At 47.0% G+C, this 13,815-nt stretch carries 12 protein-coding genes; 5 read left to right on the forward strand and 7 right to left on the reverse strand.

The window, feature by feature from the left end:
- Positions 1-64 precede the first annotated feature (64 nt).
- From ACFP56_RS12410 to nirB, 4 genes are all read right to left on the reverse strand, one after another.
- Complete coding sequence (locus tag ACFP56_RS12410) at positions 65-2,308, reverse strand: cellulase family glycosylhydrolase (protein WP_379234888.1); 2,244 nt, start codon at positions 2,306-2,308, stop codon at positions 65-67.
- A gap of 269 nt (positions 2,309-2,577) precedes the next feature.
- The gene (cobA, locus tag ACFP56_RS12415; RefSeq protein ID WP_379235885.1) at positions 2,578-3,363 is read right to left on the reverse strand and encodes a uroporphyrinogen-III C-methyltransferase; all 786 of its coding nucleotides are present in this window, start codon (positions 3,361-3,363) and stop codon (positions 2,578-2,580) included.
- Between the two features lie 164 nt (positions 3,364-3,527).
- Positions 3,528-3,842 (reverse strand): nitrite reductase small subunit NirD, encoded by a 315-nt coding sequence (gene nirD, locus ACFP56_RS12420; RefSeq protein ID WP_379234890.1) that lies wholly within the window; start codon positions 3,840-3,842, stop codon positions 3,528-3,530.
- A 12-nt stretch (positions 3,843-3,854) separates the two neighbouring features.
- Positions 3,855-6,293 (reverse strand): nitrite reductase large subunit NirB, encoded by a 2,439-nt coding sequence (gene nirB / locus ACFP56_RS12425; protein WP_379234892.1) that lies wholly within the window; start codon positions 6,291-6,293, stop codon positions 3,855-3,857.
- A gap of 344 nt (positions 6,294-6,637) precedes the next feature.
- Here nirB and ACFP56_RS12430 point away from each other — a divergent pair, with 344 nt between their 5' ends.
- From ACFP56_RS12430 to ACFP56_RS12450, 5 genes are all read left to right on the forward strand, one after another.
- Positions 6,638-7,231, forward strand: coding sequence for an ANTAR domain-containing response regulator (locus tag ACFP56_RS12430; protein ID WP_379234894.1), 594 nt, complete (start codon positions 6,638-6,640; stop codon positions 7,229-7,231).
- Between the two features lie 13 nt (positions 7,232-7,244).
- Positions 7,245-8,300: an anthranilate phosphoribosyltransferase gene (locus ACFP56_RS12435; RefSeq protein WP_379235887.1), complete on the forward strand. Its 1,056-nt coding sequence runs from the start codon at positions 7,245-7,247 to the stop codon at positions 8,298-8,300.
- 255 nt (positions 8,301-8,555) lie between these two features.
- Entirely contained in the window at positions 8,556-9,065 is a 510-nt protein-coding gene (locus ACFP56_RS12440) for an RNA polymerase sigma factor (RefSeq protein WP_379234896.1), read from the forward strand.
- Positions 9,065-9,937 (forward strand): DUF3298 and DUF4163 domain-containing protein, encoded by an 873-nt coding sequence (locus ACFP56_RS12445; protein ID WP_379234899.1) that lies wholly within the window; start codon positions 9,065-9,067, stop codon positions 9,935-9,937. Before ACFP56_RS12440 ends, ACFP56_RS12445 begins: the two co-directional genes overlap by 1 nt.
- Positions 9,938-9,988: 51 nt before the next feature.
- Entirely contained in the window at positions 9,989-11,098 is a 1,110-nt protein-coding gene (locus ACFP56_RS12450) for a M24 family metallopeptidase (RefSeq protein WP_379234901.1), read from the forward strand.
- Positions 11,099-11,166: 68 nt separating this feature from the next.
- Here ACFP56_RS12450 and ACFP56_RS12455 read toward each other — a convergent pair whose 3' ends face one another.
- Genes ACFP56_RS12455 through ACFP56_RS12465 form a run of 3 tightly spaced genes read right to left on the reverse strand, consistent with a single transcriptional unit; the run spans position 11,167 to position 13,692 of the window.
- Positions 11,167-12,249: an LLM class flavin-dependent oxidoreductase gene (locus ACFP56_RS12455; protein ID WP_379234903.1), complete on the reverse strand. Its 1,083-nt coding sequence runs from the start codon at positions 12,247-12,249 to the stop codon at positions 11,167-11,169.
- Between the two features lie 10 nt (positions 12,250-12,259).
- Positions 12,260-13,201, reverse strand: a complete 942-nt coding sequence (locus ACFP56_RS12460) for a VOC family protein (protein ID WP_379234905.1) — start codon at positions 13,199-13,201, stop codon at positions 12,260-12,262.
- A gap of 59 nt (positions 13,202-13,260) precedes the next feature.
- Positions 13,261-13,692, reverse strand: coding sequence for a MarR family winged helix-turn-helix transcriptional regulator (locus tag ACFP56_RS12465; RefSeq protein WP_379234907.1), 432 nt, complete (start codon positions 13,690-13,692; stop codon positions 13,261-13,263).
- Positions 13,693-13,815 lie beyond the last annotated feature (123 nt).

A 13,815-nucleotide genomic window follows, 5' to 3' on the forward strand; every position in this document is an offset into this window, starting at 1 on the left:
GAAACGGGTCCAACCTTATTATTTTAGTCTATATTAAATAGTCCCAATATTAATGCGCAACCGCTTATTGTTGAGAATCCTGTTGATTGCTAGCTGCTGCTAAATAGTCAACGACGCGAACCATGACGGTAGCAGCCTCAGCTCGAGTTGTAGAAGCGGTAGCATCAAAATGACCATTTGCCTTGCCATTCATCAGCTTCAGATCAGTAACCAGTGCGATTTCGTTTTGAGCCCATGACGGAATACTGGCTTGATCCGGATAGCTCGCTGCTGCTGGGCCTTCCAGCTTCAGTGCACGAGCAATAATAACGGCAAGCTCCGCACGTGTAACGTGCTGCTTCGGACGGAATGAGCCATCCGTGTAGCCGTTAATAATCTGCAGCTGAGCAAGCTGTGTAATAAAGGACTTGGCATAGGCTGGGATCGAAGCCTCATCTGCAAACAATGTCTCGTTGGTAGTGTCTGCTCGCAGCTGCAGTGCGCGTCCAATCATAACTGCGAGATCAGCACGGCTTAGCGCCTGATCAGGATGGAATGAGCCATCCGTATTGCCAGTCACAATGCCTAGCTCAGCTGCGCGAGCGACACCCGCAAAGCTCCAGTGAGAAGCGATATCGCGATATGGCGGGGTTATGGAGCCTATAACAGCTGTTCCATTTTTCGTAATCGTGTATTCAAGCAGCTCTCCGCTCCAGAAATGCAGCTTAAGCTTAACGTTGCCATCATTAACCTCGTTAAAGAAGTTGCTCGTTAACGTTAAGGTGTTGTTGGTGTAATCAGGCTTAAACGTATACGCAAACTCCTTGAAGGAGGTCCAGTTCTGCGGGCCTGCATTGCTGCCATCCTCGTATAGCGCTTCCATCGTAGCCAGCTGATCGCCATTGTATGCAACAGGAATATGGAATTGCTCTGTTGTGCCGCTTGCGCTGCCTAGTACAGGTGTGTCATACGTAATGATAAACAGCTTCCAGTCTTTACCTTGGTTGAACTCAATCGTCAGCTCTGCATTTCTGCCTAGCTCACCTTGAGATGTAAGCTCCTCAAGCAGGCTTGCTTTCAATGTCAGAACGCTGCTATTTAGCACATAATTCTCGTTAGCAATGAGTGCATTGCCTTGGTGGGTTAATGCGCTAAACTGATTGCCATGAAGCTGAAGCTCGATCTCTACATCCTCAATAGCGCTGTTGCCTTTAATAAAGACAGAGTCGGTTTCAGCTGTAGCTGAACGACCTGCCCAGCTCGCTTTCATCATGTCATAAAGCTCTTGATCAGACCACTGGTAGGACTGACGACCAAAATGTTGACCATTGTCCCAAAGCATATGAGTCAATTGTTTTTCTTGTGCGTAATGGATCATGAATTCGAAAAACTTCAGCTTTTCCCCTTGTTGAATAGCATATAGATCCGTATCAAAGCCAAGCAAACCAAATTCGCCGATGACGACAGGAATCCCCTTCGCTACGAAGTTGTCGTACGCTCTGTTGAAGGTAGTGATGACATCATTTTTTGTCTCTTCATTAAATGTTGTAACTCCAGCGATATTCACGCTGAATGGCCAGAAGCCGTAGTAATGAATGGTCGCAATCACATTAGGATCATCAAGTTTCACGATGAAATCATACAATGCGTCGATTTTATGCTGCTCACTTCCTGTATCAAGTGTAGGCAGGACGATTGGACGAACAGCGTTATTTCCGCCAGAATTTCTGACAATTTCATAGAAGGCGGTGTTCAGCTCATCCAAATACGTTTGCTTTTCTTCTTCGGAGCCCCAGAAGCGCGGCTCATTGATGCTTTCGAACATGAGCTTTGTCGTATAGTCCTTATAACGATCTGCCAGCTGCGTCCAGATAGCTTCAAAGCGAGCAAGTGATTCATCATGATTTTGCTGCATGCCAGACTCCAGCCAAATCCAGGAATCGTGGTGGACATTAATCATGACATAAAGTCCTTCATCAAGCGACCATTGAATGGCTTGATCCAGACGGCTTAAAAACTGCTCGTCAATCGTAAAGTCTGAAGCAGTAGACATTCTTTGATCAAAGGTCACAGGGATGCGGATGCTCTTAAAGCCTTGATCCGCCAGATTTTCAATAAATTGCTGTGTGACGCGTGGATTGCCCCATGCTGTCTCATCTGCACCTACAGCATCGAACGTATTGCCAAGATTCCAGCCAGGCTGCATGTCGTTCACATATTGCTGAATGGGTGCTGGCTCCTCATTAGCTTCAGATGCATAGCTAACAGCAGGTACTGTGAGTGCTAGCAGCATAACGGTAAGCAGCATGAATTTCTTTACATGTTTCAAGATTATACCCCCTTAAATAGTCGTAAGCGCATTACGAATATACAAGGATGTCTGCTGTGATCGGTTCTTTGTTAGCGCTTGCATAAAAATTTACCATAGACACAATATTGGTAATACATACTAAATTAGTGGGGAATTCATATAAAAACTAGCTATAAGAACGCGGTGAAGCATATTAAACAAAATGAACGATATGAACAGGCCCCCACATGCTTGATCAAGCTGCATGTGGGGGCCTGTTTCGAATTCATGTGCCCGTATGATAAGCACTAGCCAATATGACGAAGCTCTTGCGCATGTAGTATCGCTGCATGGAGCTGCTCGCGAATGCGAACAACATCACCAATAATAATAAGCGAGGGGTTGATCAGCTTGCTAGTATTCGCAAGCTCGTTCATTCCCCCTAATGTTCCAATTATAATGCGTTGCTCAGGCAACGTTCCTTGTTCAATGAATGCAATTGGAGTGGAGGCAGCTTTGCCAGCTTGCAGCAGTTCTTGTTGAATACTAGCAAGCTGGCTAACGCCCATATATATAGCAAGTGTATCGACGCTGTGTGCAAGCAAATCCCAGCGTACTGGCTTGTGATTGTCAGGACTGCGATAGCCAGTTACACATGCAAAGGACGTCGCAACATGGCGATGCGTCATTGGTATGCCAGCTGCCGCTGCTGCTCCAATAGCTGAGGTTATGCCGGGAATAATCGTATAAGCAATACCTGCCGCTGCAAGCTCTAAAGCTTCCTCACCACCACGCCCAAAAATAAAGGGATCACCGCCCTTAAGCCGAACAATCCTTTTCCCTTGAAACGCATACTGAACAAGCGCAGCATTGATATCGGTCTGAGTCATAGCGTGCTTGCTAGGTGCTTTGCCGCAATAGACAAGCTCAACGTCAGGCTTGGCATATTGCAGCACCTCCTTGTTCACGAGTCGGTCATACATAATGACATCCGCAGCTTCAATGGCACGCATCGCTTTCACCGTAAGCAGCTCGGGATCCCCTGGTCCTGCTCCGATAATTGACACATGTCCTGAAGACCCGCTGCTCTTCATACCGCCGGCAGCTTCTGTATGAAGACTATCGTTCGCTAGGCGTGACCGATGTACGGTCCGAATCGTTGGTTTCATAGTACTTCACTCTTTTCTTGTAGGGATTCACTCTCACTGAAGAAGAAAATTACAATTTACTGCAGTGATTTTATCTATCATGAATCGGGTTATATTGTAATGTAAATATCACCGCTTTGTTCATCGACCTCTGTCGTGAATGTTGTTACACAGCCCTCATCTGGTTCCTGCACCTTGCCGCTTCGTAGATCAACTTTCCAGTCATGCAGCGGACAATGCACCTTTCCGCCGCAAACCATTCCTTCTGATAGCAATCCGCCCTTATGCGGACATTTATTTTCAACCGCTAGTACACTACCGTCAGAGAGGTGAAAGAGGGCGATGTCGATATTTTCAATCCGCAGCTTGCGTGAGCTCTTTACATCAATTTCTGAGCGTTTTCCAACGAAAATTTTTGTAGCCATCTCCTGTACCTCCTAACGTGTAACCGATTCGATTTCGGTAAGCTGTTCAAAATTTTTGCGAAGCTCTTTATCATGGATAATTTCCTTCCAAGGATCTCTTGTAAGACTTAATGTTTTTTCGATACGTGCTACAAGTGCGATTCGGTCTTCTTTTTTCTCGAGTGCCTTTTTCACGTAGTCCAGTCCGACACGCTCAATCCATTGTGCTGTCCGTTCATTCCATACCGCTTGCTCACGATACAATTGAAGGAAAGCAGAGGACCATTCCATTACTTCATCCTCGGTTTTCACCACGCAAAGCAGATCGGTAGCTCTGACTTTTACTCCGCCATTTCCACCAATATGGATCTCCCAGCCGCCGTCAATCGCTACTACGCCAAGGTCCTTAATCGTCGCTTCCGCACAGTTGCGCGGACATCCAGACACGGCAAGCTTTACCTTAGATGGCGTGTTTAGTCGCTCGAAAGCCTTTTCCATTTGAATACCCATTGAGATAGAATCCTGTGTACCGAATCGGCAGAAGGTAGAGCCGACACAGGTTTTTACGGTACGAAGCGTTTTGCCGTAAGCATGACCGGAAGGCATATCAAGCTCTTCCCACATTTGTGGCAAATCTTCTTTTTTGACGCCTAATAGATCGAGACGCTGACCGCCTGTGAATTTCACCATTGGCACATTGAACTTCTCTGCTACCTCGGCAATCTTTTTAAGATCAGATGGTGTCGTGACCCCGCCATATACACGAGGGACAACGGAGAATGTTCCGTCCTTTTGAATGTTCGCATGGAAGCGCTCATTGGTAATACGTGATTCTTTCTCGTCCACGTAATCCTCCGGGAACAGCATACCAATATAATAGTTCAATGCAGGACGGCATTTTGAGCAGCCCTCCGGTTCTTCCCAACCAAGCACATTCATAGCTTCTTTAATGGAAAGCAGCTTCATGCGCTCGATTTCAGCTACGATTTCATCGCGAGACAAGGTTGTGCAGCCGCAGATGCCTTCCTTAACAGGCTCAGCAGCTGCATCTCCTGCATACACCTTGAGCAAACCTTCAACAATCGGTTTACACCCTCCGCAGGAGGCGGAAGCCTTCGTACATGCTTTAATACTGGAAACGCTGCTGCAGCCTTTCGTATGAATCGCGTCTACAATCGTTGCTTTTGAGACACCGTTGCAACCACATACAATTTCATCGGCTGGCATTGCTTCGTATTTGGCGAGTGGGTCGCCGCCATTCATTTGATCGAGGGAGAAGCCCAGCAGAAGCTCCTTTTCTCGTCCTTCGACGTTTTCTCCTCGCTTGATAAGGGAGAATAGCTCAGTTCCATCTGTTGTATCGCCGAACAGCACAGCTCCTACCAGCTTGCCCTGCTCGATAACGATTTTTTTATAGGTGCTGCCAAGATCATCCTGAATGCGCAGCGCCTTGTTGCCAGCGTTTTCTGTGAAGTTGCCAGCAGAGAACACATCTACGCCAGACACCTTTAGCTTGGTTGAGGTAACGGAGCCCTGATAGCCTTGCGTTTCGACGCCTGCCAGACGCTTCGCTAATACTGCACCTTGTTCATAAAGCGGCGCCACTAGACCATAAGCGATGCCGCGATGCTCTGCGCATTCGCCTACTGCGTATATATTAGGGATGCTTGTTTCCATGAAGTCGTTGACGATGATCCCGCGATTGATATCGATGCCTGATGCTTTAGCCAACTCTACATTCGGTCTAATCCCGACTGCCATGACGATAAGATCAGCTTGCACTTCGCTGCCGTCGATAAATTGCAGCCCTTTGACGCGTTTGCGTCCTGTAATTCCCGCAGTATGCTTGTTCAGTAAAAATGTCATGCCTTGTGCTTCGAGCTCGCGCTGCAGCATTTTGGCTGCAGGCTCATCCAGCTGTCGTTCCATCAAATAGTCATGGATGTGAACAACTGTCGTTTCCATACCGAGATGAATAAGTCCTCTAGCCGCTTCGAGTCCAAGCAAGCCTCCGCCGATTACGACTGCCTTTTTACATTGCTTGGATGCCTCCAGCATCATTTCACAATCACGAATATTGCGGAAAGCAATGACACCTTCTTTATCTGCTCCTGGAATAGGCAGAATAAACGGATGAGAACCGGTTGCGAGAATGACGCTGTCGTAGGAAAATTGCTTCCCTGCATCCGTTGTGATGACTCGCTGCTTCGTATCAATAGTGGTTGCTTTTTGGCCTACGGCGAGCGAAATGTGATTCTCTCTGTACCACTCCCAGTCGTTTATGACAATTTCGCTCATCTCTGTGCCTCCAGCCAAAACTGAGGAAAGCATGATGCGGTTATAGTTTGGATGAGGTTCCTCGCCAATAATCGTTATGTCGTATGCTTCGGGTGCTATCTTGAGCAAATGTTCGATTGTCCGAACACCTGCCATACCGTTTCCAATTAACACTAACTTCTTTCGGTTATTCATTATATCTCTCTCCTCTCCAGTACGCTAAAACTAGAAAAGCCTGCTTCACATAGCGAACCAGACACACAGGTCATGTGTAATCTAAATTCATCATGCGAAGCAGGCTTCATCGCCACTTCATTCGAATACGCCATTGTATTCGAGTCGTTATTATAGGGTTATAGAAAATGAGAACTTCTATGACACACACTATACTATATAAACGAGTTTATGTAAATATATCTAACGTAAAAAATAGGATTTTTGTCATTATCGACAAAACTACGAGATATATGTTATATATAATGACATAAACATTGAGGCGCGACTGTTAAGCGCTGAGCAGGAGGGGGGAGAGCTACCATATGCGTTCGATTTTATTGATCTCTGGTTTGCCGATTCAAGCTGAGCATGAAGCTACTTGCGATCCGATCCTTCCGAAGGAAACATTAGAAACAGTTGGTTATATCGTCAGCTGTGCCAAGCGAATGGATCAGGTGAAAACAGGCATTCAGGACGCAGATGCAGTCGTGTTGAATATGCCCTTAGAGGACACGAAACGATGGGTTCATCCGCTTATGCAATGGAAGCGGCTACCTTTGCTGTGGTGGTGCAGTGCATATACGAGTGAGCTTTCCAAGGCATTTTGTGATAGTGATATCCTCCTCGACGGCTTACTGACACCCGCGATGAATGAACAGGAGCTGCATTGGGCGTTGTATTTTGCTTCCAAACAGTGCTTCGAACGGCAACAATGGCTTACAGAACGGAAAATGCTAGAGGGAAAAATCGAAGAAAGAAAGTGGATCGAGCTAGCAAAGGGCATTTTGTGCAAAACAAAACGAATTTCTGAGGCTGATGCGTATGATTTATTGCGAAAACAAGCCATGAATGAGCGGAAGCGGCTGGTTGATGTGGCGTCTTCTATAGTTAAGGTTTATCAGCTGCTGGAGAAATGACGAAAGGGGTGCCATCATGTTTATAAAACTATTAAAAGAGGTTGGGCGCGGCAAGCGAGGCGCGCGTGATTTGACATATGAGGAAGCGCTCGAAGCAGCGGATTGGATACTGTCAGGAAAAGCAACTCCCGTTCAGATCGGTGCATTTTTTGTAGCGCAGCGCATCAAAATGGAGAGTGTTTCTGAGCTTAAAGCTTTTGTAGATGCGAGCCGCGCTCTTGCTTATCGCGCTCCAATCCAGCAGGGAATCGATTGCAGCGGGCCATATGATGGCAGGAAGAAGTCGTTTTACGCTTCATTAGCTACGGCATTTGTGCTGGCTGAAGCTGGCTTGCCTGTTACCCTTCATGGCTCGGCGACTTTGCCGCCAAAACGCGGAATTACACTACATGATATGCTGCTGGCGATGGGGGCGGATTTAGAGCGACTGCCCAAAGAACGAGTAATCGAGCTTGCGCGGCTTACGGGGGTGCTGGTTGTACCAGCCGAAAGCTGGTTCCCGCCGCTCGCTAATTTGCGCAGCATTCGCGAGGAGCTTGATATGCGCACCATATTAAATACAGTGGAAAAACTGATGGACTATAGCTGCTCGCCCTATCTTGTATTTGGCGTTTTTCACAATACGGTATTCAACCGCATGAGTGAGCTTCTGCAGCATTTGGACTATAAGCAAGCGCTAATCGTGCAAGGTGTGGAAGGGTCAGAGGATTTGTTTATTGATCGTCCGACGCGTGTCTTCGCGGTAGAGCCAGGAAAGGCGGAGCTTAACGTGATTGATCCTGAACTGTATGGGCTGGAAACCGCTCTGCCTGAGCAGGGTTGTTGGACGGCTGAAGAACAGGTACGCGTTACTGAGGAAGTGCTGCAGGGCGCAGGGCATGCTGCTTATTCCAATCAAGTGCTGTTGAATGCAGCAATGCGCCTTTATGCAGCGAAGCGAGTCGATTCGATTGAGCAGGGCTTGTATGTGTGCAAGCCAATTATCGAAAATGGGTCGGCATGGAAGCTTTATGAGAAGTGGAAGCAAGCGCTCTTGAATGAAGAGCCGAAGCTGGAGCCGAAGCATTAATGAATAGAAAAAATAGACAATAGGGAGCTCTGTCTTTAGTCCGCATGTAACCGTTCTGGTTGATGCTTGGGCTGTAGGCGGAGTTTTTTTGTTCATCTTGCAGCATATTAACACTAAAAATAAGTGTGGATATGACAAAAACTATTTTCATACGGCTGTACGTTATATATACGAAGGACGGAACAAGGCACGTTTTCCACTAGCTTTCATAGTACCGCGTGGCAAAAGAAAAGCAGCTATAGGAGGTGACATACATTGAGTCGCAAGACCCGGGAGGAAGCTTTAACAGCATTAATTTTACAGGAAAAGGAGCATTTTTATCGGTTGGCATACAGCTATGTGAAGAATCAACAGGATGCGCTTGATGTGGTTCAGGATTCTATTCACAAGGCACTGCGATCGGTACATCGATTGGATGATGCTTCTAATATGAGAAATTGGTATATTCGCATTGTTATTAATACAGCCATCGATAGGCTGCGCAAGCAGAAGCGGGAGCTGCTGCTTGATCAATCGATGCTGGAGGGTGTCATGCCTAGCAGTCAAGACAGCTACGCTAATATCGATCTCCAGCAGGTGCTGCATAAGCTGTCTGCCAAGTATCGAATCGTTATTATACTTAAATATTTTGAGGATTTGACGCTGCGTGACATTGCCGAAGTGCTTGGCATTAGTGAAAACACAGTGAAAACGAGATTGTATCGTGCGCTTGACCTGCTGCGCGGCATGATGAAGGAAACAACATATACGGGGGGTCATTCATAATGGATAAGAAGCTGGATGAGTTGAAAAAGGAGTACAATCAAATTCCGGTTCCTGCAGAGCTGGACTTTGTCGTAAGACAAGCGTTAAAAAAGAATAGAGGGATTTCTGTGATGAAGAAAACAGCTATAGGAGCAGCCGCTGCTGCATTGTTGTTTGTAGGTTGTGTGAATGCGAGCCCTGCGCTTGCGAGATCGATGGAGCAATTGCCAGTACTTGGTCAGGTCGTGAGGGTGGTCTCCTTCACCTCGTACAAGGTGGAGGACGGTGGGAATTCAGCACATATCGAGGTTCCATCGCTAGAGGATATGAACAATACAGAGCTTCAAGCTTCGCTTAATGAAAAATATGCAGCAGAAAGCAAGGCGCTGTATGAGCAGTTTTTGACTGAAACGAAGCTTCAGGATGTAAAAGGCGGTCATTTCAGCATAGATAGCGGCTATGAAATCAAAACGAATAATGAGCAAATTCTATCGCTAGCGCGTTACGTTGTAGAAACAGCAGGTTCTTCCGCTGAGAGCTATCACATCGACACGATTGACAAGCAGAATGAATGGCTGATTACATTGCCAAGCTTATTTAAACATGATGATTATATTGCGGTCATCAGCGATAATATTAAGCAGCAGATGATTTCACGCATGGAGCAGGATGAATCGCTTATTTATTGGATTGAACAAGCTGACGATGAAGCGATGACAGATGCCTTCCAGCATATTTCTGCGGATCAGACTTTTTATATCAATGATCAGCAGCAGCTGGTTATCGTATTCAATGAATATGAAGTAGCTCCTGGCTACATGGGGATTGTTGAATTTACAATACCTTCAGAGGTGCTGGCGGATGTGCTCGTTAGCGATGCATATATTAAGTAGCGCTAAGCTAACACTGATCCGGAGGACCGAATAGAGGAAAGAGGGATCTTAGTGAACAACGATGTGTTGTGGAGAGATCGAAAAGAGAAGCTGAAGCAGTATATGAAGCGGCATCAGATTGAGGCGGTGCTGCTGACTTCGCCTTCAAGCATTTATTACTTTACAGATTTTTATGCCGAGCCACATGAGCGTTTTATGGCGTTTTATATGGAGGCAGAGACAGAGCAGGAGCTGCTGTTTGTACCGCTGCTTGATGAGCAGGCAGCAAAATTAGCGGCCAAGATCGAGATGATCATCCCGATCTCAGATGGCGAGAATCCGTATGAGGTGTTGAAGGCTTCGTGTCAGCGTCCCGCGCAACTTGGTCTGGAGAAAAATGTGATTAGTGCGGCTCGTTATGAGCGCTTGCTCGAGGTGCTGCAGCATCCAGCTTGTGTAGATATTGAGGATGGGATAGCTGCGCTTAGAATGTTCAAAAGCGAGTATGAAATCGCCAAGGTTCAGCATGCGGTGCAGCTCGTCGAGCAGGTTGTGGCACATGCGGCAAAGCTGGCTGCTGTTGGAATGAGTGAGATCGAGCTGGCAGCAGAGCTTGACTATCAGATGCGCAAGCTGGGTGCGGATCGTCCTGCCTTTGAAACGATGGTGCTGTTCGGCGCCAGATCGGCGCTTCCGCATGGAAGGGCAAGCAGCGCCAAGCTGAAGCAGGGAGACTTTGTGCTGATCGATATGGGTGTTCAAGCAGATGGTTACTGCTCGGATATTACACGCACCTTTATAATGGGCGATCCTTCATCAGAGCAGCGGCGCATCTACAGTGCAGTGCTTGCTGCCAATGAAGCTGCAATTACAGCAAGCCGTGTAGGTGTATCGCTGGCTGAGCTGGATCGCATTGCAAGGGATATTATTGCAGAAGCAGGCTACGGCGAGTTGTTTACCCATCGACTTGGGCATGGCCTCGGCATGGAGGTGCATGAGCAGCCATCTGTAGCAGCGGGTAATGAGACATTTGTTCAGGCAGGGCTGCTGTATACGATAGAGCCAGGCATCTATCATCCGGAGCTTGGCGGGGTACGTATCGAGGACGATGTGTATATTACTGATGCAGGGACAGCGAGAGTGCTAACCAGTTATCCCAAGCAGCTTATATCATTGGGCTAATTAGAGAAGAGATTGTTCAGATCGTTAGTTTTTACTGGCTTTCTGAACAATCTCTTTTTGGTATGCGTTCAGTGATCACTGTCCTCCTTGCTTGACTGACGAGTATGTTTTTTGATAGCGGGAATAATGTCCCGCCCAATCAGCTCAATCATATTCATGATCATCTTGAAGGGGACGCCGCCAAAGTCGATTTGTGCCATAAAACGCTGCTGTCCATACAGCTCGTATTGATAAAGCAGCTTTTCGATTATGAGTTGCGGGCTGCCGATCATGAGTGCATCCTTGTAATCTACTGCCGCTTCGAATTGCTGTCTCGGATATCCGGTGCGCCGTATCGCAGTAAAGCCTGCATTCAAGTATGGGTAGTAGTCGCGAAAAGCCTGTTCGGTTGTTGGAGCAACATGAAATAAGCTGGCTGTCGCAATCGGCAGCTGCTCTGGCGAATGACCATTTAGCGCTGCTGCTTCGCGGTAGGCAATAGCAGACTGCTGGAAATGGACGGCAGGTCCTCCTAAAGTAGTGAGCACCATTGGAATTCCAGCACTTCCAGCTTTAATTGCACTGGCAGGCGGACCGCCAACTGCTCTCCATATCGGGAGATGACCGTGCTTAGGCTGTGGCAATATGTGAGCCCGAAGCAGCGGAGGACGGAAGTTTCCGTGCCAGTTTACTGGACGATCTGCGTTATTCAGCTTCAGCAGCAGGTCCAGCTTTTCTTCAAATATATCCTCGTAATCGTTCAAATCCAAGCCGAACAGCTCATGCGCCCCGATGCGCGAGCCGCGTCCTGCGACGATCTCTGCGCGTCCATGTGAGATTAGATCCAGCGTCGCAAAATCCTCATATACTCTAACCGGATCATGTACACTTAGAACGGTCGCGGAGCTGGATAGCTTAATGCTCGTTGTTGCCTGTGCGATAGCACCTAGAATTACGGTATGAGCTTGTGTTGTGAAATACAGCTCATGGCTCTCACCCAGTGCAAATACATCAATGCCCGCAGCTTCGGCAAGCTTGCTTGCATCAATTAGTTCCTTAATGCGTTGTTCCGCCGATATCGGTGTGCTAATCATAGAATGAACCATATGGTCGCCAAGGGAATACAGACCGAATTCCATTCCTTTAGACGGATCAATTCGATAGTGTTGCATCGCAGCCTCCTTAATCAAGCGGCTGCAGATTAGCTTCGATAGCTGCGCGATCCTGCTCAAGAAACGGCGGTAGATCAAGTCTTGTGCCAAGCTCTGAAGAATCGCAGTCAATCGTAAAGCCAGGGCCATCTGTAGCTAACTCGTATAAAATATCATTAGGGTCGTGGAAATACAGGCTGGCAAAGTAGTAGCGATCAATGACGCCAGTTGTTCTAATACCATAATGCTTGAGCAGATTATCCCACTTGTTCAGTTCCTCTTTATCGGCAACCGTTAGTGCCAGATGATGCACGCTGCCTTTTCCGGGGCGTGCGGCTTCGCCTTGCTGCTCTGTTACGATAATCTCGCCCCAATGCTCTCCTTTTACCGCCTGCAGCGTTGTTTGTGATTCTGTTTGATGAATAATCGTATAGCCAAGCAGTCCTGTCAGCAGCTGTACGGACAGTGCCATGCTGCGAACGGTAATATTGATCGCGCCCATGCCTAGTATCGCGTGCTCTCTCGGGACAGGAGATTGGTTCCATGGCGTCCATCTCTCAGGTGTTGCTTTACCCTCATTGCTGAGCAGCACAAGCGTTAGATGGTCAGGATCCTCAAACTTTATGGCTTCGTAAGGGCCATAGGCTATAATGCCGCTATGCTGTAAGCCATGATCTGATAGACGAGCTGCCCAGAAGCTGAGACTATCAGAGGAGGGCACAAGCAAGCCGATTGTGTCGATCGCATTAGTCCCTCTTACAGTATGTCCTGCTTGGGGAAGCTCGAAGAAAGTCAGCTCTGTTCCAGGCGTGCCGACCTCATCGCCATAAAATAGATGATACATCGAAGGTGTATCCTGATTGACGGTTTTTTTGACAAGCCTTAAGCCAAGCAGCTCTGTATAGAACTGCTTGTTTTGCCGCGCGTTTTTTGCAAACATCGAGATATGATGATGACCTAATATTTGTGGCATCGTGTCTTCCTCCTCCTATTAATCAATTAATTAGTCGAGAGTTAGGTTGAAACATTCCGTCACAGCTTATCCAAGCTGTGTTTATGGAGCTTTGTTAATAAACGATAGAGTGTTTTATGCTCTTCCTCTGTAAGAGCTTCTTCGAAGATAGACGACTGAAAGGCAAGCTGTGCAGGCATCGCCTGTTCCATGACAGCAGCGCCCTTTGCGCTCAGCTTGATCGTTTTTGTCTTCCAATCCTTTTCTCGAATAATATATCCTTCCTGCTCCAATCTTACCAGCATGCGCGAGATGCCGCCCTGCGTGATCAATGTTTTTTCGGCGAGCTCGCTTTGTGTAAGCGGCTGATGCGTATAAATTTGCGCGAGTACATCGAATTGTGCCGTTGTCAGCTGAAATTTTTTGAGAAAGTCATTCGATAAAGCATTGCTTTGATTGCTGAATCTCATCAATCTCGTCCAGGTTAATGAGCCGCGTGTGATCCTATTCATTCATTACCTCTTTCGTAATTGCAACTTTTTTATCACTTTACTACTCAAGTCATAAAAAAGCAAATAAATATTCACTAAAATGAAAGCGTTATCGACTAAAATCAGCAGAAAAATTGTTAAAAA

The sequence above is a fragment of the Paenibacillus septentrionalis genome (genome assembly GCF_042659865.1).
Classification (GTDB): domain Bacteria; phylum Bacillota; class Bacilli; order Paenibacillales; family Paenibacillaceae; genus Pristimantibacillus; species Pristimantibacillus septentrionalis.